The organism is Variovorax sp. P4_D9 (assembly GCF_056401695.1).
The window spans coordinates 1-25,536 of the sequence record NZ_JBFUIU010000041.1 but is presented as its reverse complement, the minus strand read 5'-3'; the positions used below and the strand labels follow the sequence as shown (position 1 = coordinate 25,536).

17 protein-coding genes and 2 pseudogenes are annotated in these 25,536 nt (G+C 65.9%); 12 read left to right on the top strand and 7 right to left on the bottom strand.

Annotation, left to right across the window (positions count from 1 at the left end; genetic code table 11):
• Window positions 1-1,360: 1,360 nt before the first annotated feature.
• The 5 genes from AC1DY5_RS07175 (at window position 1,361) to AC1DY5_RS07155 (ending at window position 12,695) form a co-directional block, all read left to right on the top strand.
• Window positions 1,361-4,297, top strand: coding sequence for an ankyrin repeat domain-containing protein (locus tag AC1DY5_RS07175; RefSeq protein WP_478110135.1), 2,937 nt, complete (start codon window positions 1,361-1,363; stop codon window positions 4,295-4,297).
• 467 nt (window positions 4,298-4,764) lie between these two features.
• Complete coding sequence (gene dinG, locus AC1DY5_RS07170; RefSeq protein WP_478110133.1) at window positions 4,765-6,993, top strand: ATP-dependent DNA helicase DinG; 2,229 nt, start codon at window positions 4,765-4,767, stop codon at window positions 6,991-6,993.
• Window positions 6,994-7,445: 452 nt separating this feature from the next.
• A complete protein-coding gene (locus AC1DY5_RS07165; RefSeq protein ID WP_478110130.1) occupies window positions 7,446-8,027 on the top strand; it encodes a DUF2760 domain-containing protein in 582 nt (193 codons plus the stop codon).
• Window positions 8,024-9,898 (top strand): Hsp70 family protein, encoded by a 1,875-nt coding sequence (locus AC1DY5_RS07160; RefSeq protein WP_478110128.1) that lies wholly within the window; start codon window positions 8,024-8,026, stop codon window positions 9,896-9,898. Before AC1DY5_RS07165 ends, AC1DY5_RS07160 begins: the two co-directional genes overlap by 4 nt.
• A 28-nt stretch (window positions 9,899-9,926) precedes the next feature.
• On the top strand, window positions 9,927-12,695 hold the full coding sequence (locus tag AC1DY5_RS07155; RefSeq protein ID WP_478110126.1) for an Hsp70 family protein: 2,769 nt from the start codon (window positions 9,927-9,929) through the stop codon (window positions 12,693-12,695).
• Between the two features lie 211 nt (window positions 12,696-12,906).
• On the opposite strand, the gene AC1DY5_RS07150 is transcribed toward AC1DY5_RS07155, so the two are convergent.
• Window positions 12,907-16,479 carry an SNF2-related protein gene (locus AC1DY5_RS07150; RefSeq protein ID WP_478110124.1) on the bottom strand — a complete coding sequence of 1,191 codons (3,573 nt, stop codon included), beginning with the start codon at window positions 16,477-16,479 and terminating at the stop codon, window positions 12,907-12,909.
• A gap of 152 nt (window positions 16,480-16,631) precedes the next feature.
• Between AC1DY5_RS07150 and AC1DY5_RS07145 the strand changes: the two genes are divergently transcribed.
• Complete coding sequence (locus tag AC1DY5_RS07145) at window positions 16,632-17,264, top strand: hypothetical protein (RefSeq protein ID WP_478110140.1); 633 nt, start codon at window positions 16,632-16,634, stop codon at window positions 17,262-17,264.
• A gap of 17 nt (window positions 17,265-17,281) precedes the next feature.
• Here AC1DY5_RS07145 and AC1DY5_RS07140 read toward each other — a convergent pair.
• Both AC1DY5_RS07140 and AC1DY5_RS07135 read right to left on the bottom strand, forming a co-directional pair.
• Window positions 17,282-17,359, bottom strand: a pseudogene (locus AC1DY5_RS07140) (helix-turn-helix domain-containing protein); the annotation flags it as partial.
• Between the two features lie 398 nt (window positions 17,360-17,757).
• Window positions 17,758-18,315: a hypothetical protein gene (locus AC1DY5_RS07135; protein ID WP_478110122.1), complete on the bottom strand. Its 558-nt coding sequence runs from the start codon at window positions 18,313-18,315 to the stop codon at window positions 17,758-17,760.
• 44 nt (window positions 18,316-18,359) lie between these two features.
• On the opposite strand from AC1DY5_RS07135, the pseudogene AC1DY5_RS07130 reads away from it, so the two are divergent.
• Window positions 18,360-18,491 (top strand): annotated as a pseudogene (locus tag AC1DY5_RS07130) (acyl-CoA dehydrogenase family protein); the annotation flags it as partial.
• A 413-nt stretch (window positions 18,492-18,904) separates the two neighbouring features.
• Here the strand turns inward: AC1DY5_RS07130 and AC1DY5_RS07125 are convergent.
• Window positions 18,905-19,378, bottom strand: coding sequence for an enoyl-CoA hydratase/isomerase family protein (locus tag AC1DY5_RS07125; protein WP_478110120.1), 474 nt, complete (start codon window positions 19,376-19,378; stop codon window positions 18,905-18,907).
• A 135-nt stretch (window positions 19,379-19,513) separates the two neighbouring features.
• Between AC1DY5_RS07125 and AC1DY5_RS07120 the strand changes: the two genes are divergently transcribed.
• Complete coding sequence (locus tag AC1DY5_RS07120) at window positions 19,514-20,095, top strand: plasmid pRiA4b ORF-3 family protein (protein ID WP_478110117.1); 582 nt, start codon at window positions 19,514-19,516, stop codon at window positions 20,093-20,095.
• 584 nt (window positions 20,096-20,679) lie between these two features.
• On the opposite strand, the gene AC1DY5_RS07115 is transcribed toward AC1DY5_RS07120, so the two are convergent.
• Complete coding sequence (locus AC1DY5_RS07115) at window positions 20,680-20,886, bottom strand: hypothetical protein (protein WP_478110115.1); 207 nt, start codon at window positions 20,884-20,886, stop codon at window positions 20,680-20,682.
• Between the two features lie 492 nt (window positions 20,887-21,378).
• On the opposite strand from AC1DY5_RS07115, the gene AC1DY5_RS07110 reads away from it, so the two are divergent.
• The 3 genes from AC1DY5_RS07110 (at window position 21,379) to AC1DY5_RS07100 (ending at window position 23,235) form a co-directional block, all read left to right on the top strand.
• Complete coding sequence (locus tag AC1DY5_RS07110) at window positions 21,379-21,849, top strand: DUF1643 domain-containing protein (protein ID WP_478110137.1); 471 nt, start codon at window positions 21,379-21,381, stop codon at window positions 21,847-21,849.
• Between the two features lie 460 nt (window positions 21,850-22,309).
• The gene (locus AC1DY5_RS07105; RefSeq protein WP_478110113.1) at window positions 22,310-22,537 is read left to right on the top strand and encodes a hypothetical protein; all 228 of its coding nucleotides are present in this window, start codon (window positions 22,310-22,312) and stop codon (window positions 22,535-22,537) included.
• Window positions 22,538-23,022: 485 nt separating this feature from the next.
• Window positions 23,023-23,235, top strand: a complete 213-nt coding sequence (locus tag AC1DY5_RS07100) for a hypothetical protein (RefSeq protein ID WP_478110111.1) — start codon at window positions 23,023-23,025, stop codon at window positions 23,233-23,235.
• An 11-nt stretch (window positions 23,236-23,246) separates the two neighbouring features.
• Here the strand turns inward: AC1DY5_RS07100 and AC1DY5_RS07095 are convergent, their stop codons facing one another.
• Entirely contained in the window at window positions 23,247-23,453 is a 207-nt protein-coding gene (locus tag AC1DY5_RS07095; RefSeq protein ID WP_478110109.1) for a hypothetical protein, read from the bottom strand.
• A gap of 217 nt (window positions 23,454-23,670) precedes the next feature.
• Between AC1DY5_RS07095 and AC1DY5_RS07090 the strand changes: the two genes are divergently transcribed.
• Window positions 23,671-24,591: a complex I NDUFA9 subunit family protein gene (locus AC1DY5_RS07090; protein ID WP_478110107.1), complete on the top strand. Its 921-nt coding sequence runs from the start codon at window positions 23,671-23,673 to the stop codon at window positions 24,589-24,591.
• Window positions 24,592-25,325: 734 nt separating this feature from the next.
• Here AC1DY5_RS07090 and AC1DY5_RS07085 read toward each other — a convergent pair.
• Window positions 25,326-25,536: transposase (locus tag AC1DY5_RS07085; protein WP_478110105.1), on the bottom strand; the 211-nt coding region annotated here is incomplete at its 5' end.

The following is a 25,536-nucleotide window of genomic DNA, read 5'->3' as shown; positions in this document are numbered from 1 at the left end:
GAACTACACGGGGCCGGTCCGGCTTGCTTCGGCGGCGGCCGCTGCCTGCGCGACACCCGCCGTCAGGGTCAGCCAGGTCTGGTAGTCGAACAGCAAAAGCTCCCTTCGGGATGTCCGCGCACGGGCGGCGGTCCTGGCTTTACGGCGGGCGGGCGCAGGCGCGGCTTTCGCTTTCCCGGAAAGGGGAAGTTCGAGGTTCTTGTGACGATCTTTGGCCGGCCARCGCGAAGATGATCGCCATCGMAACGTYTTGCCTGAARCGTCGTCGTACCGCCGATTCCTCGAGTCTAATCCTGCGCTCGAAGGCAGCGAGGGTTCCCGCATCGCTCGGCATCGCGGCGCCGTCCGAGGTTTCGGCGAACTCGCGACTGCTCTTGTCTGTAACGACATCGCTACTACGCATGCCTGCAGTCTCCGTCATTCGCGCCTCGCCTGACGCAAAGAACCTGCTGCGTTCGTGAGATATGTGGCAGATATCCGGCCCGCGGTCGCTCGCGCCGGCCCCGTTGTGAACCGAGCGATTCCGACTGTCCTTCATCCGCCCTCCCACCGGCTCCCACACGACGCCTTTGCGTCAGCCTCGGTTTCCCGCAGACGACTATGCGTCGATGCGTTCGACGAGTTGAATTCTCGGCGCGACGCCACAGGTGTTGCGCTCTTAGCGTCGAAACCAATCGGAGATGACCTCACCCCGTGCGCGAGTGCGAAAACCTCCGGCGGAGAATCGTCCCAACGCGCAATCACGGCATGTGCTCAGCGAAGTGCGCGCCCTCGCATTTCCCATGGCCGGGCGATCCGGCGCTCTTGAAGGTGCGGAAGAGTCTTGTCATTCATTTGAATCACAATCGTCACGTCGCCCGTCTTCATGGAGAAGCCGTGGCTCGTGGTCGCGAATTGCCTGGTGCCGCCCRTATCCGGAGGCCTTGGCGACGCGTGTCAGCACGATGCGAACAACATCCGAGACCGTCAGCCCAAACCGTCGAGAACCTCGACCGGGCGGTCCCGGACGTTGGCGGCGATGCGCGCTTGCACCAAAGAGCCCTGGGCCAGGCGCCGCAGATGCTGCATGACCCCATCCGTCCCGCCGCGAGAAGTCGCCAATCAACCTGGAAGACATGTGGGCTGTGCGAGTGCGTCTCCGGATGCTAGTCCGGGTCAGGAAGGCGCACTTCTCCGACGAACCTATTCGCTTTCGGAGATATGAGTGCCAGTGGCAACTCGTCGGGCCAGGTTGGGCCGCGAAGGTCTGCTTCCAAGAGCGCCGGTTGGCGGTCATGGAAGGTCAGAGCTCGCGGTCCCGGGTTCGTGGTGCAAGCCGGGCAGAATGGGGCATTACAGAGGCTGATTCCCAACACCACTAATGCGCTTGCTGCAGTACAAGGACCTCGACCTCCGACGGGTCAAAACCGCCTTTGTCAAGGTGCGCGCGGCCATCGAGGCCGGCGACTTCAAAAGCCCCGACGTCAAGAAGCTGCATACCGGCGGCTACTACCGCGCCAAACTGGACCACAGCAACCGGTTGCTGCTGCAGTTCGTGCGCCATGGCAGCGAGACAATGTGCCTGGCGCTGGAGGTGATCGAAAACCACGCCTACGACAAGTCGCGCTTCCTACGCGGCGCGCGGGTAGACGAGGCCAAGATCGAGCGCGAGCCGAGCATCGAAGCGACCCAGTTCGCCGCCGAGGCACTCCCCCTGCGCTGGCTGCACGCCACCCGCAGCGAGTTCGAACTGCTCGACAAACCCATCGTCTTCGACGACGCCCAGGAGGCCGTTCGACGCCTGCCAGCGCCGGTGGTGCTGGTCGGCGCCGCGGGCTCCGGCAAGACCGCCGTCACCTTGACCAAGCTCAGGGAGGCCGAGGGCCGTGTGCTCTATGTGACGCAATCGTCCTACCTCGCGCAATCGGCGCGGGCCCTCTACGACGCCCACGGCTATGAGAACCCTGCCCAGGAAGCCGAGTTCCTGAGCTACCGAGAATTCCTGGAGACCCTGCAAGTCCCGACGGGTCGTGAGGTCAGCTTCAATGCCTTCAGCGGTTGGTTCGAGCGACACCGCGGCGCCGCCAAGGCGTTGGGCGACATCGACGCCCATGCCCTGTTCGAGGAATTTCGCGGTGTCATCGGCGCCCATTCCGACGGGCCCCTCAGCCTGTCCGACTACCTGGCCCTGGGCACGCGCCAGAGCCTGTTGACACCGTCAGCCCGTGCAGCGGCGCATATTCTCTTCGGCCGCTATCGGCAATGGCTGGTGGAGACCACCCAGTTCGATCTGAACCTGGTCGCCCATGCATGGCAGCCGCTGGCCGTGGGCACGTACGACTTCGTCGTGATCGACGAAGTGCAGGATCTCACCGGTGTGCAGCTTGCCCTGATACTGGCGTGCCTGAAGAATCCGGGCCAGTTCCTGTTGTGCGGGGATTCGAACCAGATCGTTCACCCGAACTTCTTCTCCTGGGCAGCGGTGAAGACGCTGTTTTGGCAAGGCCTGGCCGGCGAGGCGGCGCAACGACAGGCACTGCACATACTGCAGGCCAACTTCCGCAACACGCGGGCGGTCACAGAACTCGCCAACACGCTGCTGAAGATCAAGCAGGTCCGCTTTGGTTCGATCGACCGCGAAACCAACTTCCTGGTGACCAGCACGTCCGCAGACGCCGGCGAGGTGACGCTCGTCCGAGCCACGGACGTGGTTCTCAAGCAAATCGACGCCACCACGCGCGCATCCGCGCGCCATGCGGTGATCGTGCTGCGCGACGAAGACAAGGCGACGGCGCGAGCCCAGTTTCGTACGCCGCTCGTCTTCTCGGTCCACGAGGCCAAGGGACTGGAGTACCCGAACGTGGTGCTGCTGGGCTTCGTCTCCGGTCAGCGCGCGGCCTATGCCGAGGTCTGCGATGGGGTCTCGCCGCAAGACCTGATTGGCGACGAACTGACTTACCGTCGCGCCAAGGACAAGAGCGACAAATCGCTGGAACTCTACAAGTTCTACGTGAACGCGCTGTATGTGGCGATGACACGTGCGGTGGAGACCCTGACGATCGTCGAGTACGACACTGGCCATGCCTTGCTCGAACTGCTGGGCCTGGAGGCAAGCGAGGCTCGCGTCGCTCCAACCCAGGCGTCGACCAAGGAGCAGTGGGCATTGGAAGCGCGCAAGCTCGAACTGCAAGGCAAGCAGGAGCAGGCTCTGGCGATCCGCGAGACCTTCCTGCAAGGCAAGCCCGTGCCCTGGACCCCGTGGAGCCGGACACTGATCGAATCGCTGGCCTCCAGCGCGCTGGACCGGGGCAATCCCAGCGCCAAGCAGAAACAGACGCTGATGGACTATGCGCTGTGGCACGGTCAGCAGGTGTGGGTCGAGCGACTGGCGTCGGCGGGCTTCCAGCCCGCCCGCGGCCTGGCGCCTGATGGGGACTTCGGATGGATCGGCGACACCGCCCCCCTTCACGCCGTGCGCATGGCACAGGAAAAGCTACAGCAGTTCGTTCTGCGCACAGTGAACGCTTCGCGCCAGCGCCACCTGCTGCCCTACGCCGCGAAGAACTTCAAGAGCATCCTGCAGCTGTGCGACTTGCACACCGTCGACCATTTGACGCCGGTGGGCGCCACGCCGCTGATGCTGGCCGCGCGCGCGGGCAACACGGCGCTCGTCGATGCCCTGCTCGCCAAGGGTGCCAACCCTGAGGCGGAAGACGAGTTCGGGCAGACGGCCTGGCAGCAAGCCGTGAACCGGGCGATCGAGGATCCAAGCTTCGCAAAGAACTCCATGGGGTCGATCTTCGAGCAGGTGGCGCCGGCCGTGATTGATGTGCAGATCGACGGGCGGCTCGTGCGAATCGAGCGACATCAGGGCGAGTACTGGGTACTGACGCTGATGTTGGCGGGACTCAAGACCCAGTGGTCGTCTTGCGCCGCCAGGACGCTGCCGGTGTGGAAGTTCGGCGAGGGCTACTTTGCCGAGCAATTGCATCAGGTTCTCGAAGGCCTGCCCGTCCATCTTTGGCCTGAAAAGCGGCGCAAGCGCATCTACCTCAACCAGGTGCTGGCGCGCGCCGAGGTCGACAGCGGCTACAAGCCGGCGCGCAAGCTGTGGGCGCGCACCCGCAACGGCCACTATCTACCCAATCCCGCGATGCAGCTGCGTCGCGGCGACGGCTGGCGGCCGGTTTACGAGGCACTCAGGCTGGACTGGGTCGACCGCGGGACCGGCACGGACGAAACGTTCAGGACGCGGCCGGCTTTGGTCGTGGCAAGGGTGAGGGAGCACCTGGCAGGCACGCTGGAGGAGTTCTTCTGAGCGCCGCCAGCTTGCGGTACTTGAGCCGTTTGACCGGTTGATCGGTTGATCGGTTGATCGGTTGATCGGTTGATCGGTTGATTTGACCCTCGAGGTGTGCGCATCGTCCGAAACCGCGCGGGGTCGCTCGGCTTCGCATCCAATACACAGAATGTGAGCGGTCACACACCTGAAGAACCTTACCACACGTTGAACGAGACGGCTCACCAACGTCGATGCGTGGAGAATCCTCCGGAGCACGAGATCTTGAAGCCGCTTGATCAGGCGGCGGATGGCGAGCCGCAAGGCCAGAGCTGCYGACGCGCTCTCGCGGCAGCAGCGCGCCGTGCGCGGCTTTGCAACGGGCCGGGCGTTGTTGGGGCAGCGCCCGAGTGCATCCGATGTGAAGTTCTTACATCCGTGGCGCTTCGATAATCTGTCGCATGAATTCCTCTGCGCCGAAGCGTACGCGTCGATCAGAAAAGGCGTTGGACGTCCTGGAGGACGCGCCCGGCATCGCTGGCGGGTTGCTCGAAAAAGCTCGCACCCGCCTGGAGTTTCTCTACGGGGAGGTGGCCAGGACGTGGCCCGGCTTCATCGCCCGTCCCGGCCAGCACCAGATGATGCTCGCGGCCCTGATGACCTTCCTGAGTGCCGGTTCGCCCGAGGACGAGGGCCGCGCGGGGAATCACCTGGCCCTGCTCGAAGCAGGCACCGGAACCGGCAAGACCGTGGCTTACTGCCTGGCGGCCATCGTGGCCTCGGAGCTGTTGGACAAGACCGTCATCGTTTCCACCGCCACTGTCGCGCTGCAGGAACAACTGTTCCACAAGGACCTGCCGCGGCTGGCGAAGATCATTCCAGATCTGCACTTCGATCTTCTCAAGGGCCGGGGTCGCTACATCTGCGAAAGCCGCCTGGAAGGCGCGGTCAACGATGTCGCCCAGGACGGTCTGTTGGGCGATGAATTGCAGGGTGCGTTCACCGGCGCCAGTTGGCAGGCTCGGAGCGCCCCGCGCGACACCACCCAGGCCATGCGCTGGTACAAGAAGGTCGCCAGGACGCTTCGCAGCGGCAAATGGGACGGCGACTTGGACAGCCTGGAGCAGCAACCCGACCCCCAGGACTGGCGGATGGTTCAGGCCAGCGCCAGCGCTTGCAACGGGGGGCAATGCGAGCATTTCAGGAGCTGCGCATTTTTCAAGGCGCGTCGCCGCGCCGCCGCCGCCACGATCCAGGTCGCCAACCACGCACTGATCCTCGCCACGCTGCAAACGGACAGCGCGCTGATCGAGCCTGGCAACACGCTGTTCGTGTTCGACGAGGCGCACCACCTGCCCAGCATTGCCGCCGAGCAGTTCGCCGACCGTGCCCGGCTCGGCACCAGCGTCAGCTTGCTCGCCAGTTTGCGCGCGCTGGCCAACCGCCACGGCCGGGGCATGCCCGCCTCCACCCGCCCCGACCTGACGGCCTTCGGGCAAACGATCACCGAATGCAACGACAAACTCGGCATCCTTGAGACCTATTGGACCCAGAACCAACTGGTGGGCGCCGACAAGCCGGTTCACCGCTTTGTTCATGGCCGGATCCCCGAGGATTTGATTCCGGAATGCGAGCAGTTGGCCACCCTCCTAGGCTCGGTCGCCACGGTGGTGGCGAGTATCGCCAGCGCCCTGAAGGAGCCTGACGAGTCCCGATCCCCCGCCGAGCGCGACGAGCAGACCCGGGTCGGCGTTGAACTGGGGGTGTACCTGTCCCGGCTGCAAACCCTGCAGCGACTGTTCAGCGCGTGGGCCACGAACGACACGGTTCCCTGGGCCAAATGGATGGAGTTCGCGGCGGCACCCCCGGCCATGCCGGCGGCGGTCCGTGCCGACGCGTGGCTCTGCGCCAGCCCGATGACGGCCGCGCAGCTCCTGTCGCGAGGCCTGTGGAAGAACGTGAGCGCGGCCGTCTGCACCTCCGCCACCCTGACCGCCTGCGGTCGCTTCGACTTCTTCGACCGCTTGAGCGGAATGAACCGCTTCCCCGAACGGCGCGCCATGGTGGTCGCGTCCCCGTTCGACTACGCCAGGCAGGGCGAGCTGCGCATCGCGCCGATGAGCAACTCGCCGAAGAGCCCCGACTTTTCGGAGGAGTTGTGCCGCACGCTGCCGTCGCTGCTGCGCGAGTACCAGCATGGACAGCTGGTGCTGTTCACCTCCAGGCGCCAGATGCTGGCCTGCCACGCTGCGCTGCCCAGAGACTTGACTGACCAAGTCCAGATGCAAGGCGAGCGCTCGCGCACCGAGTTGCTCGCGGAGCACGGCCGGCGCGTTGCGCGCGGCAAGCGCAGCATCATCTTCGGGTTGCAATCCTTCGGCGAAGGCATCGACTTGCCTGGGGCACTGTGTGAGCACGTGGTGATCGACAAGCTCCCCTTCACCCCACCCAACTCGCCGGTGGAGGAAGCGTTGGCCGAATGGTTGAGCGGCCAGGGACGTGACCCGTTCGTCGAGATCGCGGTGCCGCGCGCGGCGATGAAGCTGGCCCAATGGGCCGGCCGCGGCGTGCGCACCGTGACCGATCGTGCCGTCATCACCGTGTGCGATATGCGCCTGGTGACGATGCGCTACGGGCGCGATATCCTGGCTGGGCTGCCGCCGTTTCCCGTGGTGCGCTCGAAGATCGTCGCACCAACCACGACAGACTCTGGCTCAGGTGTTGGCGCTCCCTGACCTGAGGTGGCGATGGCGGCTGTCGATCAGCCGTCGACAGTGAGCGGCGACTGAACGTCGGCGCCGCCAGGTTTCGCGCACCCCGACGTTGCCGTTGCCCATCAATGACCCCCGCACGTCAGTGCGCTGGCGGGCGCCAATCAAAGGGCCGAAGCCCCGCGCGCTACAGAAGCCGTGCGGGCGGCGAGGGATTTTCGCTGAGCGATGTATTGTCAGGGCGACAGACGATGCTCATCGTCGCGGCGCTCGAACGAGCGGATGCCCCCCGATGGAGGCCTTGAAGGCCGTGGCGAAGGTCGACAACTCGCTTCTGCCGCCCACTTACAATGCTGCGCTGCACCATGTGTCCATGGCGACATCCGATTCCCGGCCTTGGCCTCGTCAGCAAGTCCGGGCCTTGACAACCGGCGATCGCGGCTGCAGCCGCCCGATCGGCCGATTTGGAGCAATCAATGAACCGCCCTCAACCCCCATCGTCCGACGGTGTCAAGCCCTCGCTGTTGCGCCGCATTCCACTGGCATTCGGCGCCTTGTTCGGTTTGTTGGCGAATGCGGATTTGGCTGCGCGGTATGCCGCGCTGCGCGATGGCGCCGTACCGCCTGCGACTCCCACACCTGTTGCACCCGCGCCCGGACCGTCGGTGCTGAAGGAACCGAGCGCCGACGCCGCGCTGCAACTGCTCGCGCTGCTGCAGCGTGACGCGCGGTTGATCGATTTCGTTGGCGAGGATCTCAGTGGCTATGCCGACGCCCAGATCGGCGCGGCGGCGCGCCTGGTGCACGAAGGCTGCGCCAAGGTGCTGCGCGAGCATTTCAGCCTCGTGCCGGTGCGCGACGAGGCAGAAGGCAGCCACGTCACGTTGCGGGCGGGCTTCGACGCCGCGGCGGTCCGCGTGACTGGCAACGTGGTCGGTCAACCGCCCTTTGCCGGCAGCCTCAGGCATCGCGGCTGGCGCGTCACCGAGGTGCGCTTGCCCAAGCTGGCCGAGCAGCACGATGCGCGCGTGGTGGCGCCGGCGGAGGTCGAGCTGTGAGCGGGCCGCGCTTTGCGATCGGCATCGACCTCGGGACCACGCACAGTGCGCTGGCCTACGTCGACATCGCCGCCAGCGACGGCGAGGCTACCGTTCACGGCACGATGCCGATTCCGCAGCTTACCGCGCCCGGCGCGGTCGAGTCGATGCCGCTGCTGCCGTCGTTCCTGTACCTGCCGCATGCCGATGAAATGGCGGCCGGTGACCTGATGCTGCCCTGGCCGGCCGACGGCCAGCATGCCGTCGGCGAGCTGGCGCGCAGCCGCGGCGCGACGACACCGATCCGGCTGGTGTCGAGCGCCAAGAGCTGGCTTTGCCACCCTGGCGTCGATCGGCGCGCCTCGATCCTGCCGCACGACGCGCCGCCCGAGGTGGCTCGGGTGTCGCCGCTCGACGCCTCGACGCATTACCYGGAACATGTGCGCAACGCCTGGGACCACGCGCACCCCGAGGCGCCGTTCGCGGAGCAGGATGTGACGGTGACGATCCCGGCGTCGTTCGACCCCGCCGCGCGCGAGCTGACGGTCGAAGCCGCCAAGACCGCGGGCTGTGGTTCGCTGACGCTGCTTGAAGAGCCGCAATCCGCGCTGTACAGCTGGATCGAGGCCAGCGGCGGTGGCTGGCGCAAGCAGGTGCAGCCGGGCGACATCATCTTGGTGATCGACGTCGGCGGCGGCACCAGCGACTTCTCGCTGATCGCCGTTCTCGAACGCGACGGCAACCTCGAGTTGCACCGTGTCGCGGTCGGCGAGCACATCCTGCTCGGCGGCGACAACATGGACCTGGCGCTGGCGCACGGCGTCGCCCGCAAGCTGGCCGCCGCCGGCACCACGCTCGATGCGTGGCAGCTGCGCGCGCTGGCCTACGCCTGCCGCAGCGCGAAGGAAAGGTTGCTCGGCGATACCGATGGGCCGGCCGACACCACCGCGCAACCCATCGTCGTGCCCAGCCGCGGCAGCAAGTTGATCGGCGGCTCGATCCGTACGGAGCTGACGGCCGACGAAGTGGGCACGACGATCGTCGACGGCTTCTTCCCGCAGGTCGAGGCCTCGGCACGGCCGATGAGTCGCGTGCGCGCCGGCCTGGCACAGCTCGGTCTTCCGTATGCGCAGGATGCGGCCGTCACGCGCCACCTGGCGGCGTTCCTCGGGCGGCAGGTCGACGCGGTGGCCAAACTGGATGGCTTCGACGACCGCATCGGCAACGGCTCGGAAGGCGCCAGCTTCCTGCATCCAACCGCGGTGCTGTTCAACGGCGGCGTCTTCAAGTCGGCGCTGCTGGCCGATCGCACGCTGGCGACTGTCAACGGGTGGCTCGCCGCCGAGGGTGCCGCGCCGGCACGCCTCTTGGCCGGCGCCGACCTCGACCTCGCGGTGGCGCGCGGCGCCGCTTACTACGGCTATGTGCGGCACGGCCACGGCGTGCGCATCCGCGGGGGCACCGCGTTCGCGTACTACGTAGGGGTCGAATCGTCGATGCCTGCGGTGCCAGGCATCGAGCCGCCGGTGGAGGCGCTGTGCGTGGCGCCGTTCGGCATGGAAGAAGGCACCGAAGCCGAACTACCGGCGCTCGAACTCGGACTGGTGGTCGGTGAGCCTGTGCACTTCCGCTTCTACGCCTCATCGGTGCGGCGCCAGGACAGCGTCGGCACGCTGCTCGACGCCTGGGCATCCGACGAGCTGCAGGAGCTAGCCCCCATTTCCGCCACGCTGCCGCCCGAAGGCCGCAGCCCCGGTGAGGTGGTGCCGGTGCGGCTGCACGCCCGCGTGACGGAAGCCGGCACGCTCGAGCTTGAAGCGGTGCCGCGCAGCGGCGGCGAGCGCTGGAAGATCGAATTCGATGTGCGCGGCGAGCGCCAGCAGGACGCGTAGCGGGCCTCAGCCGGCTGCCGGCGCCGGAATGAGGGCCGCCTGGACGGTCGGCATCGACCTCGGTACCACGCACACCGTCGTCGCCTATGCGCCAGCGCAAGGCCGCATGGACGCCATCCGCTTGTTCGACGTCGAGCAGTTGGTCGCGCCCGGCGAAGTGGCGGCGCGGCCGCTGCTGCCGTCGATGCGGTACCACCCGGCGTCGGGCGAACTGGCGCCGGGTGACTTGGCGCTGCCTTGGGCGCCGGCCGGCGCTGGCAACGCGGCCGTGATAGGCAGCCTGGCGCGTCAACTCGGTGCCCAGGTGCCCGGGCGTCTGGTGGTCAGCGCGAAGAGCTGGCTGTCGCATGCCGCGGTCGACCGGCTGGCGCCCATCCTGCCCTGGGGCGCGGCAGCCGATGTGCCGAAGGTCTCCCCGGTGGAGGCCAGCGCGAGCTACCTCGCGCACCTGCGCGCGGCCTGGAACCATCTCTATCCGACGGCCCTGCTTGAACACCAGGAACTGGTGCTGACGGTGCCGGCCTCGTTCGACGACGCGGCGCGCGCACTGACCGTCGAAGCTGCACGCGTCGCCGGCCTGCCGCTGCTGCGCCTGCTCGAAGAACCCCAGGCTGCGCTGTACGACTGGTTGTTCCGCCACCGCAAAGCGCTCGCCAAGGCGCTTGAGAGCACGCGGCTGGTGCTGGTGTGCGATGTCGGCGGCGGCACCACCGACCTGAGCCTGGTGCGCGTCGACTGGGATGGGGCTGAGCCACGGCTCGAGCGCATTGCGGTCGGCCGCCACCTGATGCTCGGTGGCGACAACATGGACCTGGCACTCGCGCACTTGGCCGAAGCCAGACTCAACTCAGCGGCAGGCGAGACTGCAGCGCGCCTGTCGGCCGGCCAGCTGTCTCACTTGGTCGAACGCTGTCGCGCCGCCAAGGAACGGCTCCTTGCCGCCGACGCGCCGGCCAGCGCGCAGGTCACGCTGCTCGGCGCGGGTTCGCGCCTGATCGGCGGCGCACGCTCGGTGATGCTGGGCCGCGAAGAGGTCGAGCGCATCGTGGTCGATGGCTTTTTTCCGCAGGTGACGGCCACCGAACTGCCGCGGCGCGAGCGCGCCAGCGGCCTGGTCGCGTTCGGCCTGCCCTACGCCGCCGACCCGGCCGTGACGCGCCACATCGCCGGCTTCCTGCAACAGCACACGTCGGCCGGCTGGCCCGACGCGCTACTGCTCAACGGCGGCGTGTTCCGTGCCGAGGCGATCGCCGCGCGTCTTCACGCGACGCTCGGCGCGTGGCGCGGCGCGCCGCTGCAAACGTTAAACAACGCCGACCCGGACGTCGCGGTCGCGCGCGGCGCGGTTGCTTACGCGCTGGCGCGGCGCGGCTTGGCGCCGAAGATCGGCGGCGGTTCGGCGCGCAGCTACTTTCTGCCGCTCGACGACGGCAAGGGGCGAGGCGTCTGCGTGCTGCCGCACGGCAGCGAGGAAGGCCGCGAGATTCGCCTCGAAGGCCGGAACTTCGAGCTGCGCGTCGGCGAACCGGTGCGCTTCCACCTCGTTTCGACCACGGCCGGTGGCGCGGGCCAGCCCACTCCGCTGGCCGGCGAACTGGTCGATCTCGGCGCGTGCGATGTGCAGCCGCTGCCGCCGGTTGCCACCGTCGTGCGCGCCGATGGCGGCACCGCGCGACGCAACATCCCCGTGGAGCTGGCGACGATGCTGACCGAGGTCGGCACGCTCGAAGTGCACTGCATCTCCGCCAGCGACCCGTTGCAGCGCTGGAAGCTCGAGTTCCAGCTGCGTGCCGATTCAACTGCCCCGGCATCCGCAGGGGCCGGACTGCCACCGCGCTTTGGCGAGGCGGTCGAATGCATCGAGCGCGTCTTCGGCGCGCGCGACCGCGAGGTAGGCCCTAAGGCCGTCAAGCAGTTGCGCACGCAACTCGAAGCCCTGCTCGGCAGCCGCGAGCGATGGCCGACCGCGCTGCTGCGTCCGCTGTTCGACGCGCTGTGGCAACGCGCGCGTGGCCGCCACCGCTCGGCCGACCACGAACGTCTGTGGCTGAGCCTGGCCGGCTGGTGCCTGCGACCGGGATTCGGCGACGCGCTCGACGGCTGGCGCATCGAACAGTTGTGGTCGATTTTCGAGCTGGGCGTGCAGCATGGCCGCGAGCGCCAAGTCAATGCCGAATGGTGGACGCTATGGCGCCGCGTTGCCGGTGGGTTGGACGAGGCAGCCCAGCAGCGGCTACTCAACGATTTCGCGATCAACCTGCGCGGCGAAGAGGCGGGCATCCACGTACTACCGCCGCGGCTCGTCAAGGGGGGCTGGGACGACATGGTGCGCATGGGCGCTTCGCTCGAACGCATCCCGGCCGATCACAAGGTGGAGATCGGCGACTGGCTGGTCGAGCGCTTGCAGCGACCGGGCGCAGCAGGCGATCCTCGGGCCCGCGACACCTGGACGCTGTGGGCCATCGGTCGCATCGGTGCGCGCGCCCCCCTTTACGGTAGCGCGCATGGCGTGGTGCCAGCCGCCGCCGCCGCCGCCTGGCTCGACGCCCTGCTCACGCTGGACTGGAAAGACGTCGAAGGCGCCGCTGCCGCCGCCGCCAACCTGGCCCGTCTGAGCGGTGATCGCGCACGCGACCTGTCGCTCGAAGCGCGCGAACGAGTCATGGCTCGGCTCGAGGCCCATCGGGCTCCGGCGACGTGGATCGCCCGGGTGCGCGAGGTCGTTCCGCTCGACGAAGCCGGCGAACGCGGCGTGTTCGGCGAAGCTTTGCCGCCGGGCTTGAGGCTGATCGGCTGAGTACCGACAAAAGGGGCCCCATTTTTCGATCGGGCGCCACGGTCATCCGGTCATCCGGAACGCGAGGTTCGAAGGCTGGGACTGAGCCGACGACAAGTTGAGCGGCCTGTTCAGCGTTACCACGCCGAGGGCGTACCCGGCGCCGGTCACTTCTACTCGCGAGAGACCAAGGCCACGCTGTCGAGATAGCGAGCGTCGCACCCGTCCCGCATCAGCTATTGCGTTCGGCCCGTCCTCCCAGCTCGAACAGACTCTTGAGTTCGTGTTCGGGCAGTTGCCCGATCCAGGCCTCACCCGTGCCCACAGCCATGTCAGCCAGCTCGCGCTTGCTGCGGATCATGGCGTCGATGCGCTCCTCGAACGTGCCCTGCGCAATGAAGCGGTGCACCTGCACATTGTGCTTCTGTCCGATGCGATAGGCACGGTCCGTGGCCTGCGCTTCGACGGCAGGGTTCCACCACAGATCGAAGTGCACCACGTGGCTGGCTGCGGTCAGGTTCAGGCCGGTGCCGCCCGCCTTCAGCGACAGCAGGAAGACGCGCTCTGCCGGTTCGTTCTGAAACCGCTCGACCATCTTGTCGCGCCGCGCGCGCGGCACACCGCCATGTAGGAACTGCGGCTCACGTCCTTGGCGCTCGAGYAGCCAGCGCTGYAGCAAATCCCCCATCTCGCGGAACTGGGTGAAGACGAGCACCTTCTCCCGCGTTGCTTCGATCTCGTCCAGCAGATCGAACAGCCGCTCGACCTTGCCCGAGACCAGCGGATCGTCACCACGCTGCTTGAGGTATTGCGCCGGATGGTTGCAGACCTGCTTGAGTGCCAGGATCATCTGCAGCACCAGGCCCTGGCGCTGGAAGGTGCCGGACTCGCCGGCGATGCTGGCGAGGCCCTCGCGCACCACCGACTCGTACAGGGCCGCTTGTGCCTTGCCGAGCGTGCAGTGCTGGATCTGCTCGATCTTGTCGGGCAGGTCGCCGATGATGGTCTTGTCGGACTTCAGCCGTCGCAGCAGGAACGGCGCCAGCACGCGCCTGAGCCGCTCGGCCGCGGCTGCATCGCGGTCGGTCTGGATGGGAGTGGCGAATTCGCGGCCGAAGTGCGTGAGCCCGCCCAGGTAGCCTCGCTGGGCGAAGTCGATGATCGACCAGTAGTCCGACAAGCGGTTTTCCACGGGTGTGCCGCTCATCGCCACAAAGGTCGCCGCTTCGATCGCCTTGACCGCTCGCGTCTGAGCGGCCGCCGGGTTCTTCAGGTTTTGCGCTTCGTCCACCACGACGATGCGCCATTGCAAGGCCCTCAGCCGGGCGGACTCCGAGCGCGCAACACCGTAGGTGGTCAGCAGCACGTCGGGGCGCGCCGCGACCACCATTGCCCGCTGGCTGCCGTGGTAGACATCCACCGACAATGCTGGCGCGAACCGCGCAACCTCCTTCTGCCAGTTGGTCAGCAGGCTGGTGGGCACGATCACCAGCGCGCGGCCGAGATCCAGCTCACCGCGCTCCTTGAGGTGCAATAACAGCGCGATCACCTGCAGCGTCTTGCCCAGGCCCATATCGTCGGCGATCACGCTGCCCAGGCCCAGCCGGGCATTGCGTGCCAGCCATTCATAGCCCCTCACCTGATACGGCCGCATGGCGGCCTGCAGCCCACGCGGCAGGGGAATTGCGGCGCTGTCCTTGAGCTGGTCCAGCAACTTTAGCGCCGCCTTGTTCAGGCCGACCGGCGCACCGTCGTGGCTGCCGGCCAAGGCGATGCGCAGCAGGTCCTGAGCGCTCATGCGTGGCGGCTTTGCCAGGCGCTCGCGCAGTTGGTCGATGGCAGGTGGGTCGAGATAGACGTATTCGCCCTTGAAGCGCACCACCCCCGTGGCCTTGCCCAGCAGGCGCTCGAATTCCCTGGGCGTCAGCGCGTGGTCGCCCAGCGCCACCTGCCAATCGAACGAGAAGATCTGGTCGGCCTTGAGGAACGACGGCGACTTGCCGGCCGTGGCCTTGATCTGCATCGACAGGCGCGGGCGCAGCAGCCGATCCAGGGACCTGGGCAGCAGCGCCCGGATGCCCAGCAACCGGATCGCTGGCAGCGCTTCGAACAGGAAGGCGGGCAAGTCGGACGATTCGATCGACAAGGGCTCGCGTGCGCCGGCCCGCACGTGGCCGGTCAACGGCGGATAGAACTCCGCCAGCAGGGCCACGGTCTGCAGCACCGCCATGCGCCGCGCTTGCCAGGCAGGCTCCTTCATCACGGTGGCCAGTGGCGTGGGCGTGAGCAAGGCCTGCGATTCGAGGGCCACCGCCAGGGAGAGGTCGAAACCGTCGCCGGTTTGGGCTTCTTCAAGCCGCAGCACGGGCGCAAGCGCTTGCCGCGCCAGATGCAGGCGCGCCAGCCAGGCCTGCATGCTGCCCGGCCAAGCGGCCTCGCCGGGGCCGTCGAAGCGGCCGCGGCCCGTGCAGAAGAACAACTGGGGGATCTTGGCGTCCAGTGCCTTGGGGTTCGCTCCAGTTGCTGCCGCGGCCGCGAAAACGCTGTGGTCCAGCAGCAGCGAGAGCAGCAGCCGGGCTTGTTGCGCCGAGGCCAGCGGGGTGGTCTTGCGACCTTGCCGCCGATGCACCAGGCCCGTCGGCAGGCCGGCGGCCGCGCGGTGCACGATGTCGCGCACCGTGGCGTCCAGTTCGGCCGGCAGCCAATGCAAAGCCACCGTGTCTGGTCCCAGCCGCATCAGCTCGGGCACCACCGCGCCTTTGGCCAGCAGGTGTAAGGCCAACAGGCGCAGATGCCAGAGGGCTGACAGCCCGGCTGGCAGGTCGTCCACGCGCGATGGCACAACACCAGCCAGCAGGTCGATCAAGGCCGGCAAAGTGACGGTGGCTTGACCGCGAGCCTCGATGCCGGCCACGGAAACCGTGACGTTGTCGTCCACCGTGAGACGCAGCCCGCCCGTTGGCAACGCAGCTGCGCTGTCCGTATTAACCGCTTCCATCGCCTTTACGGCATGGCGCGCGACCTGAGCCATCTGCTGCTGGGCAAGCTCCCGAAAATCGCCGCCGCGATGGAACACCGGGTTGGCCGGCAGCACGCGCCACAGCGTCTGGCGTAGGTCGGGAATGGGGGTGAGATCAATCTGTGACAGCACGCTGGGGCCTGCGCCATCAGCGCCATCCCCACCACCGGCAGCGGGCCCACCTGCGGCCGGTTCGACTGGCGACGCGTTATCGCCAAGCAGGGCCTGAGCAGCCGTGGGGACCGCTGTCTCCTTGGCGTCGCCAAGTTGCACGCCAAGGGGTTTGAGCAGCGCAGGCAGATCCACGCCGCGCAGGCTGAACACCAGGAAAGGGTCGGCGTCGATCTGCTGGCTGAGCAGGTAGATAACGGCAGCCAGGTGCTTACACGGCACCGCCCAATCGGGGCAGGAGCAGTGCATCTTCAGGTCGCTCCAGCGCGCCGGGAAGATGGGTATCTTCAGCTGCTTCGCCAGTTGCAGCACCGCGGGGTCCAGTTCGCGGTTCAGCAGCCGGGCAATTAAGCCCGGGTCTTCGGCCAGACGGTCGATCAGCCGAAGGGTCTGGGCCTTGTCGACTGGTGGCACGCCGATCTCCACGTCGTACGGCCGGGGGCGCGAACCCTGCACGCAGGCAGTGACCTTGGAGTCCGCCACCACGAGGTCGCACACCGCGCCGCGGTTTGCGTAGGTACGGCCACGAGGCAGGCGGTTGTCGTGATCGATCTGCGTCAGGGCCTGCAGCCACTGGGCACCCCACCAGGTGCGGCCGTATTGAGGGTGGCTCATCGTCTTGTCAGGGGCAACGGGTCGAAGGATGGCATGGGGTGCGATGGCAATCCCACCGGGCCAGCCGTACAGTGGGGATCGGGCCGCTTTCGCGTTGGATGTGCTGAAATCGTACCGTCCTTCGCCCCTCGCCCTTCACCCCGACTTGCCCCATGCCACGCTCGTCGCAACAGGCAGAAGTTGATCGCTACCTGCGCACGGGTGAGCACAATGGACTGTCGCCCAACTGGCCCGGTGCCAGTTTTCTGGCGCGGGCCCAGTATGCCGATGCCGCCGTGCGCGAAGCGCTGGTGGCTACGGTGCTTCGGCGGACCGCAGGCGCTGTCGGGCCCGAGGCGCTCGCCGGCATCGACCTCCCCGTGTTCACACGGGCCAAACTGGCGCCGATGGTGCGCGGCTTGTTCGCCGAACAGGCGCAGGCCACGGTGCTGGACGTACTCGAACGCTCGGTGGCCTTCCTGACCCCGGCCACGATCGGGACCGTGCTTCTGACCACCCCTTGGCTGCGCACCGTGTGGGACCTCGCCAATCTGTATTTACTGAGCTGCGGCGTGAAGCCGCTGTCGAAAGATGCGCGCTTTATCGTGGGCCTGAGCGCCGAAACGACCTGCTTTGTCGCCGTGCTGGCGGTCTTTGCCGCCACCCAGAGGCCCTGCTTCTTCTGTCGCGCCGCTGTCGTGGGCTCCGATACGTCCAGGCTCAGGACGGATAGCAAATGGGCCACTCGCTGGAAGCCCAGATCGCTCAATGTCTCGTTTTCGTTTTCCAAGCCGACCAGGGTTTGACGCGAGATCCCGCTCAGTTGAGCAAGCTGCGCCTGAGTGAGCCCCAATGCCTCGCGCCGGGCTCGGATGGCATGGCCTGTGCGGATGAGATCCATGCAAAGGTCAGGGAGTGTTCTGCCCGACGCACCCGCCTCACCGCCCTGCCCGCCCCTACGCCACTTGCGAAAAACGCGCCTGACGTTCACTTGATCATGACAAATATATTTGACATCGAAGGCCCGGCGGCTGAAATCGACCGGCGACTGGCGCGCCCTGGAGAGGGGCGCGAGGGTCGCAGAAACTCGGTTGAAGACGCTCGATGCAGGCCTGGCGTTGGTCACGATGGGCATGGCATGGCGGCATCGCGCCTACTCCACGGAGCAGACGCCGAAGAGGGCGGGCAGTATGAGCTCGCTGAGACTGAGGCCAAGGCCAAGCGCGTGGGCCTGTGGTGGGGCCCCAACGCGGCGCCGCGGTTTGGCTGGCGGAAGGCCGTGTGGCGAGCCCTGAGCGATCAGAAGCGGCGGGTGTAGGCGAACAGCAGGCCGGCTGTGCCCAGCAGCGAGACCTGCAATGCATCCTTGCGCGTGAATCGGTAGCCAAGGGACGGCACGACAATGGGCGAATACCCGTTGTGGTTGAACGGAACCTTGTCTTCATAGGGTGCCACATAGCCGTACATGAGTCCGCCCACCAGCTTGACATAGAGCGTCGGCACGTTGAACAGGTTGTTCCACACATAGCCGACATAGGCGGTGCCCGACTTTTGCCCAAAGGAATTGCTGAAATAGGCGCCGCCCCAAAGCCAGCCGTCGGCGCGCAGACGCTCCAGTCCGATGAGCCAAACGGGGTCGTGCTTCGGGTCGCTATGGAAGTGGTACGCATATGGCGAAAGGGTGACCTCCCATACGGATTCGGTCGGGACCGGATCCAATTCTTCGGCGCAGATGGCCGGCGCGCTCACCAGGGCAGAGAGGCAAATGGCCAAGCTAGCGACGCCAGCGATCGGTGAAATTTTCATCAGAAGCAATTCGCTAAACGTTGTTGTTGGGATGGCCTGAATGATTGCCATCTGCAGCTCCTGGCGTGACGTCTCGATCTGCAAGATCGCCGCGGATGCTGCAGACGGTGGCCGACCGTGCGACCCAGATCTTCGGTGCCATGGGCGGYAGCGACCAGTTGCCGATCCATCATGTGCATGCCTACGCCCGCGGCTTGCGTATGGTAATCGGCCCCGACGAGGCCCATCTGCGCCAGACCTTTCGCACTGTACGGCTCCTGCCTGGACCATCGCCGAATCGCCCTACGTGCTGCGGCCCGCCTGAGCGCGCTCGCTCCTCCACCCGAGCATACTCCCATGACCACTTCGAATCCCGCATCGACCCGCGAAGCGAGGCCTTCGATGCCAACCACAAGCACATGCTCCGCATGCTGGCCGAGGTGAGCGCGTTGAAGAAGAGCAGCTGCGACGCTGCTCAAGCCGCGCGGAAAGCTGCTGCCGCAGCGAGTGTATTGAGCTGCTGCTCGACGCGGGCAAGCTCACCTCTCGGTTGTGGCGCGGCGGCAGCACATCCAAGGCAGGCAACGAAGGGTAGGTCAGAATGCGGCCACAAGCTGAAGTTGGTCAACCTCCGCTTTGGTGATCCAGGGCTCACCTCTACTCACCCCGCAAAATCCGGCTTCTTCTTCTTGTTGGCCCACGCTTCGATTCCCTTCTTTGCCGCCGCGGTGCCATCCATCGGGACGCGCAGGGCGCGTGACAGATCCATTGCCGATTGCATATCCAGATCGCAGCTCTTGAGGATGAGCTGCTTAGCCGCACTGACGCCTTCCGGGCTGTTGGCAGCAATCTGACGCGCGAGAGCCAGTGTTTCATCCAGCAGACGCACATGGGGCACGAAGACCTCCGCAACGCCCAGTGTGAAGGCTTCCTCGGCGGAGCACCGGCGACCGGTCAGAACGATGAAGTTCGCGCGCCCGCGGCCCACCAGCTTGGCCAGGCGCACCGGGCCACCGGCGCCCGGGAATGCGCCCACCTTGCTGACCTCGGGCAACGAAAACACTGCCTGGTCCGATGCGACCCRGATGTCGCAGGCCAGGATCCACGATATGAAGCTAAAAGACGTTCTTCGCAATGTCCATGCCGACGACGGGAAGCTGCAGGGTAGATTTCATGAGGGCCTCCAAGCGCTGAGCGTTCCCGCGTGGCACGAGGAACTCGCGAAGGCGGCCTGATCGCGCTCGTCGTCAAGTTCGCTAGAGTAGAGGTCATGAGCAAGACCTCATCCCCGAAGCGACGCGCATCGACGCAGGCCTACCAACTCTACGTCGAACTCGAATGGGTCCGCCCGAAGGTCTGGCGGCGCTTGCTGGTGCCCATCACGATCGAGCTGCCTCTGCTGCACTCCACCTTGCTGTTCGGCATGGGCTGGGGAGGTGGCCACCTCCATGAATTCATGTTCGGCCAGGACAGCTACGCGCGCAACGAGGCGGGGCTCGACCTGTCCGAAGTCATGGACGAGGCACACGTGACGCTGCGCGAAGCGCTGGGCGCCAGGAAGACCTTCGTCTATGTCTACGACTATGGCGACAACTGGCGCCACAAGGTCAAGATCGAAAAGATCGTGACGCTGGATGCGCCGATCTCCTCGGGCGTGTGCATCGGCGGCGAGAACGCCTGCCCACCTGAGGACGTTGGCGGCGCGCCTGGCTATGAAGAGTTCCTAGCCGTGCTGGCCGACCCCGATGACCCCGACCACGAGGACCAGAAGGAGTGGATCGGCGGCTCGTTCGATCCTGCCGCATTCGACGTCGACGAGGTCAACCAGAGGCTGGGCCCGGCCGATCGCTGACCGTCAAGGGCGGTAGTCGTCGGACTCTTACGATTCAACTGGATGTCCATCCAGTAGATGCTCGCTCAATGACGGCGAAGACAAGCCCTTGATGACGCTTTTGTAGGTCACCGGCGCGGTCATGAGCGGGTGACTCGGCAGGCGGCTGGCCACGCATCCCGCTGACCGCTACCGCCCAGGTGCCGGCAACAGCGTGGCGCCGGCGCAGGCCGAAGCCCTTGCCCGCGCCAACTTCGCGCACGAGGCGCAGATCTACGSGAGGGCTGCCGCGTGATGTCAGGGCCCAGCAAACTYAAATTTGATGTGGCAGGCCTCGCAACGCGCTACTACCAGGGRGCYTACGCTSGGGAGCAGTTTCAGGCGCTGAAGGCTGCCATCAAGGAAGCATTCAGGGCAAGGCAGCGGCTCATCAGGAAATCTCTGCGCCTGATACCACGCGCTCTCCCAAGCGTCGATCACAAACTGCACGGCTCCCTTGTCTCTCAGATAGCCCAGCAGTACGTGGTGCATGCCTTCGAGCGCCATTTCCACCTCCATCAATCGGAGCACGCAGCATGAACGCGCTCTCCATTCCTTTGGCGAGCCTACGGCCCAGCATCCAGCTCCTTGATCGCCGCGATGGCTTCGTGCCTCGCCTCGATCAGCGCCTCTTCCTCCGAGCGTGCACCGGACTCGGCAATGTCAACAGGCTTCTGGTCGTCGATCTGGTACGACCAACTCCAGCGCTCGCCGGTTGGCCAGACGTTGATCGTGACTTGGTGTCCATGGTGTTCAAAGCTGGTGTCGGACATGTTTTGCCTTCAACGATGTGAGGACCGACGTATGAAAGACCGGCCAATCCTATTCTCCGCCCCGATGGTGCGCGGGGCGTGAGTGGTCGAGTCAGAAGGATTCGACCATGAGACTTGTCGAACGCCCTCGTCAGGTTCTTCCCGTTTGGGATGAATGCCTCATCCCTTCCTTCGAGTTCGTCTGCTCGCCGACGTGTTCTTCCGACGCAGATCCTCCGGTCGCCATCACGGTGTCTATGTCTCTATTGCGATGCTCCCTCGGCGGAATCAGGGTCGAGGGGTCCTCTGCAGCCAACTTCGGGTCTTCTGAAAGTTGGGAGTTCTTGCGCGCGCGTGGCATAGGCGGTACCTCCAAACGTTCAACCTACCGTAGACCTTTGCAGTCAACGTTGCAAGTAGGGACGAGCCGCAGAAGGGCTATCGCATGAAACGCACCGCCCGGCTCTCGCCCTGCGGTGCCTACCGCTTCCGGCTCACCCGCACATGGGATGACTGGCCGGTCGTGCTGGTCTGCATGTTCAACCCGAGCGACGCCGACCACCGGTCGACGACCCGACGGTCACGCTGCTCTGCCACATCGCCAGTCACAACGGCTTCGGCGGCATCGTGGTGGTGAACGCCATCCCGCTGCGCAGCCCGGATCCAGCGGGTGCGATCGACATGGCCACCGCGTGGGACACGAGCCAGGACAGGCACGCCCGCGACCGCCTGCACGAGAACCTCGGGATCATCGTGGCCGAGGTCGAGAAGGCCGGCGCCGTGCTCATCACTTGGGGCGCGCTCGGGGCCCGCTGCGGCGACTGGATGCAGAACGTCCTCGACGAGATCAGGGATGCGCTGCCCGAAGGTGTCCGGCTCTACTRCCTGGGCGTCACAGCCGGCGGCCACCCGAAGCACCCGATGGCCCGCGGCCAGCACAAGGTACCGAAGACTGCGGCGCTGCTGCCCTGGAGCGCCTCATGACCACCCAGCGCGCCCGCGCCCTCTACAGCGCCGCCGCCAAGGCAATGGCAGCGGTGCATGCGCGTCACCCGAAGCCGCCTGCGGCCCCCGTGCGCGCGTCGATCCGTTGCACGTCGTGCCGCGGGCTCCTCACCTACACCGTCTCGGCCGTCGATGGCCGGACCTCTGGCCGCTGCTCCAGCGTCGGCAGATCACCTGGAACGGAATATGAGCACCACCGAGTTCTCCCCCGCCTGCGAGACCGGCACCGCGGTGATCCACCTCGTGGACCCGTGCCTCGGCGAGGCCGTCAGCGGGCCGCTGAGCATCGGCTTCTACCCTGGACAGGACGAGGTCTGGATCGAGCAGGAGGCCCGCCGCGTGCAGTTCGCTGTCGATCACCTCGACGCCGCGATCAAGCAGCTGCGCCGCGCGCGCGCCGCCTCCATGAAGACCAGCAAAGCAACGGAAAGGAGCCCCAATGACCACCCGCGAAGGAATGAAGTCGGCCGTCGGCCGTGCAATTGGCGCCCTAGGTCGCTCCGCCAATCAGCCCCAGTTCGAACGACTCGCCGGTCTTCTGCGCTTCCTGCGGCCGACCTACGGCATGGTCGGGACTCGCGACGTTGATGTTGCGCGGCAACAGCGCGAGATCGATGAAGCCCTGTCCATCCTGTCGAGCCCCGATCATCTCGCTCGGCGCCAGTAGCGGGGCCGTGGCCAAGATCATCGTCGAGGAAAACGCCGGAGAACTGAACCGATGACCACCCTTGCTCGCTTCAAACCAGCACTGGCGAACGGGCCGTACGAGCGTGAACCCACTTCATGGCTTGCGCTTCAGCGCGCCGGATTGCCTCCGCCTCGGTTCGACAAGTATCAGAGTCACTCAGCAAGGACACTCGCCCTTCGCTGGGCCAAGGAAGCCGACGCACGAGGACCGGCCGGTATAAGGCACGACCCTGACGCTCTGCCGAGCAGAAAAATTGATAGCCCTCGTATACGAACAACACGCTTCTCGCCATGGTCGGCTCCCGATAGCCAACTCAGGTTGGACATCGGCCACCTCATAGATGTTCCCGAACGTAACGCCAGCGATCAGGCCAGCGATTGGTCGCCAAACGGGAATTTGGTGGCGAGGCACCGCAATGCACCCGCGTACCTGGGCATTGACCGCAACCGCTTCGGGATAGAGCCGTGAACAAGCCCGAAGAGCGCGAACTGGCAAACGAGGCCGACATGGAGACGTCAGCGGTTTCAAGCAGCTTGCCGAGAGCTCAAGCAAATTCGGACCTGCATCTGGCCGCCCTTCTCAAGGCCCGGGAAATGATGCTGAGCTATGTGCGCTATGGGCAAGATTCCGCCGGCTTTCATTCAGCCGCCCGAAGACAAGTCTCGCTTCAGATTTGACATCATGGGCTTTAGCCGCTGGCGGCGAGGCGACTAAAGGCGGCAAGCCGAAAGTCCACCATGGCCTTGGGGACATGCGCATCATCTCCACCAAGTGCCCTGCAGGATGAACAAAGCAGCAATGCAAAGAAGAAGACGAGGTTCCAGTTGCCGATGACCTGCAGCCAGCCCGAGCCCAAACACAGGGCGCCTGCCAGGGTGGCAACTGCGAGCGTCACACCGACGCGGTTGGCGATGCCCAGGCGCGGCAGGCCGAGCGCAATCGGCCGGTGACCTCACGTACGTCGTCGCAAGTCCGCCGCCCCGAGGCTTCGTGCGTTGGACAAAGCGGGGCGCCCGCTGTCATTCATGGCGACGCGTGGGCTACGATGCTCTGGCAATCAAGAGCCTCAAGTTTGGACACCCGACAAGCCGCTGAATCCGGCAGGAGCTCCCATGAACCATGTCCTGATTCTCGGAGGCACAGGCTTCGTTGGTCAAAGCCTGTGTGCGTTGCTCGCCGAGCACGGTTGCGACATGACAGTGCCCACGCGCAACAAGTTGTCGCCCGCGCTGGAACTGGGACTGCCTGCATCGGTCGATCTCGTGAGCGCCGATGTTCATGATCTTGCACAACTCACGAAGCTTGCGGAGGGCAAGGATGCCGTGATCAATCTCATTGCCATCCTCCACGGCAGCGAAGCACAGTTCGACCGAACCCACGTCGAGTTGCTTCGTACGCTGGTCTCGGCCTGCCGTACGGCCGGCGTGCGGCGGATCGTGCATGTCAGCGCGCTCGGCGTGAACGGCCCACGGCCAAGCCAGTACCTCCGGTCCAAGGCGGAAGGCGAGAGGGTGTTGAAGGATGCGGATCTCGATACGACCCTGCTTCGTCCATCGGTGATCTATGGCGAAAAGGATCGCTTCCTGAACCTGTTCGCGCGCCTGCTGGCGTTCGCCCCAGTGTTCCCACTGGCGTGTGCAGGTGCCCGCTTCCAGCCCGTGTGGGTCGAGGACGTCGCCCGCGCGATTCTCGTCTGCCTCGAGCGACCAGAGACGTCGGGGCAAACCTTCGAGTGCGCAGGGCCCGACATTTACACGCTGGCGGAACTGGTCAAGCTTGCCGGCCGGTGGTCAGGCCACGAAAGACCCGTGCTTTCACTTCCGCAGTTTGTCGGAACCCTTCAGGCGCTCGTGATGGAACACTTGCCAGGCGAGCCGCTGATGTCGCGCGACAACCTTCAGTCGATGCGCACCCCTAACGTTGCCACCGGACTGCTGCCGTCCCTGGGAGATCTGGATATCCGCCCTGCCGCGCTGTCCAGCATCGGACCCCGCTATCTAGGCGCCGCTCGCACGCCAGGTAGGAGGAATTGAGACCAGGTCGACGCATTTAGGCGCTCGGCAGCAGTGCCTTGTCGATGAGTGCACCAGGCCATTGGTTTGGGAATTCCAAGCGCCGGCGGCGCAGTGGCGCTGCAGGCGGTGCATACAGCGACCGATCCACTTGAGCGTACTGCTCGCGCTCGCCCTCAGGATGCCTCTGGGAAGTCAGCGCCGGAATCGGTTGCTCTGCCGCGATGTCAGAGCCGAGAGAATGCGGCGGCGAGCGTGATGGTGCGCCTTGGTGCGCCGGTCAGGGATTGACTGATGGTCGGGGCRRGTACTCGGCCGCGCGCTCGTCCAGRCCCACTAGCCAGAAACGCGCGTCCGTGGCATCGCSATGATATGACGCGGGCAGCCAGGCGCCGAGTCTGCCGTACTCGGCTTGCAACTCGTCCAGCGGCGGACATGTCGCRYTAYCGGCTCGCTCGTCGAGCGCTCGTGCCAGCACGGGCCGCCAGGAGTCGGGCACCTGAACGGTGGGGRGATAGGTCGCAGCCATCCTCGCAGCTGTGCGCGGCAGGCGTTCAGCATCCGCACGAAGCACGCGCAGTACGGCGAACTCGTGCGGGGTCGGCGGTCTCGGCGAATTCATATTGCTGTTCGGCAGGGTTGATGTTGTCGGTATTGATGTCTTGTAAGGCCGCAGTTCGATGACCACCCTGGAAATGCCCGGCAGAGCCTCGAGGGGGCCCCAACCGGACCGCACCTCCATACGCGGACTAATACTAAATTGCGTTCAAAGATATAGAAGTTATCCATTCGAACCCAGTCATTGACTGGGTTTTCGTTGGATTGGATTCGAGGGCGACGAGCCCGTGGGTCAGGGCGCTTTCGACGGCGTCCAGATTGGCGAAGACGTGGTTGGCGAAGCAGTCCTCGCGCAACGACTCCCACAGGTGCTCAGCGGGGTTGAGCTCCGGGCTGTACGGGGGCAGG

What these genes read in the sequence shown, in the direction of transcription:
- AC1DY5_RS07175 (WP_478110135.1), top strand. Translation starts at nt 1,361, where the DNA reads ATGCGCTTGCTGCAGTACAAGGACCTCGACCTCCGACGGGTCAAAACC.
- AC1DY5_RS07165 (WP_478110130.1), top strand. Translation starts at nt 7,446, where the DNA reads ATGAACCGCCCTCAACCCCCATCGTCCGACGGTGTCAAGCCCTCGCTG.
- AC1DY5_RS07155 (WP_478110126.1), top strand. Translation starts at nt 9,927, where the DNA reads ATGAGGGCCGCCTGGACGGTCGGCATCGACCTCGGTACCACGCACACC.
- AC1DY5_RS07145 (WP_478110140.1), top strand. Translation starts at nt 16,632, where the DNA reads ATGCCACGCTCGTCGCAACAGGCAGAAGTTGATCGCTACCTGCGCACG.
- AC1DY5_RS07135 (WP_478110122.1), bottom strand. Translation starts at nt 18,315, where the DNA reads ATGGCAATCATTCAGGCCATCCCAACAACAACGTTTAGCGAATTGCTT.
- AC1DY5_RS07120 (WP_478110117.1), top strand. Translation starts at nt 19,514, where the DNA reads ATGAGCAAGACCTCATCCCCGAAGCGACGCGCATCGACGCAGGCCTAC.
- AC1DY5_RS07115 (WP_478110115.1), bottom strand. Translation starts at nt 20,886, where the DNA reads ATGTCCGACACCAGCTTTGAACACCATGGACACCAAGTCACGATCAAC.
- AC1DY5_RS07105 (WP_478110113.1), top strand. Translation starts at nt 22,310, where the DNA reads ATGACCACCCGCGAAGGAATGAAGTCGGCCGTCGGCCGTGCAATTGGC.
- AC1DY5_RS07090 (WP_478110107.1), top strand. Translation starts at nt 23,671, where the DNA reads ATGAACCATGTCCTGATTCTCGGAGGCACAGGCTTCGTTGGTCAAAGC.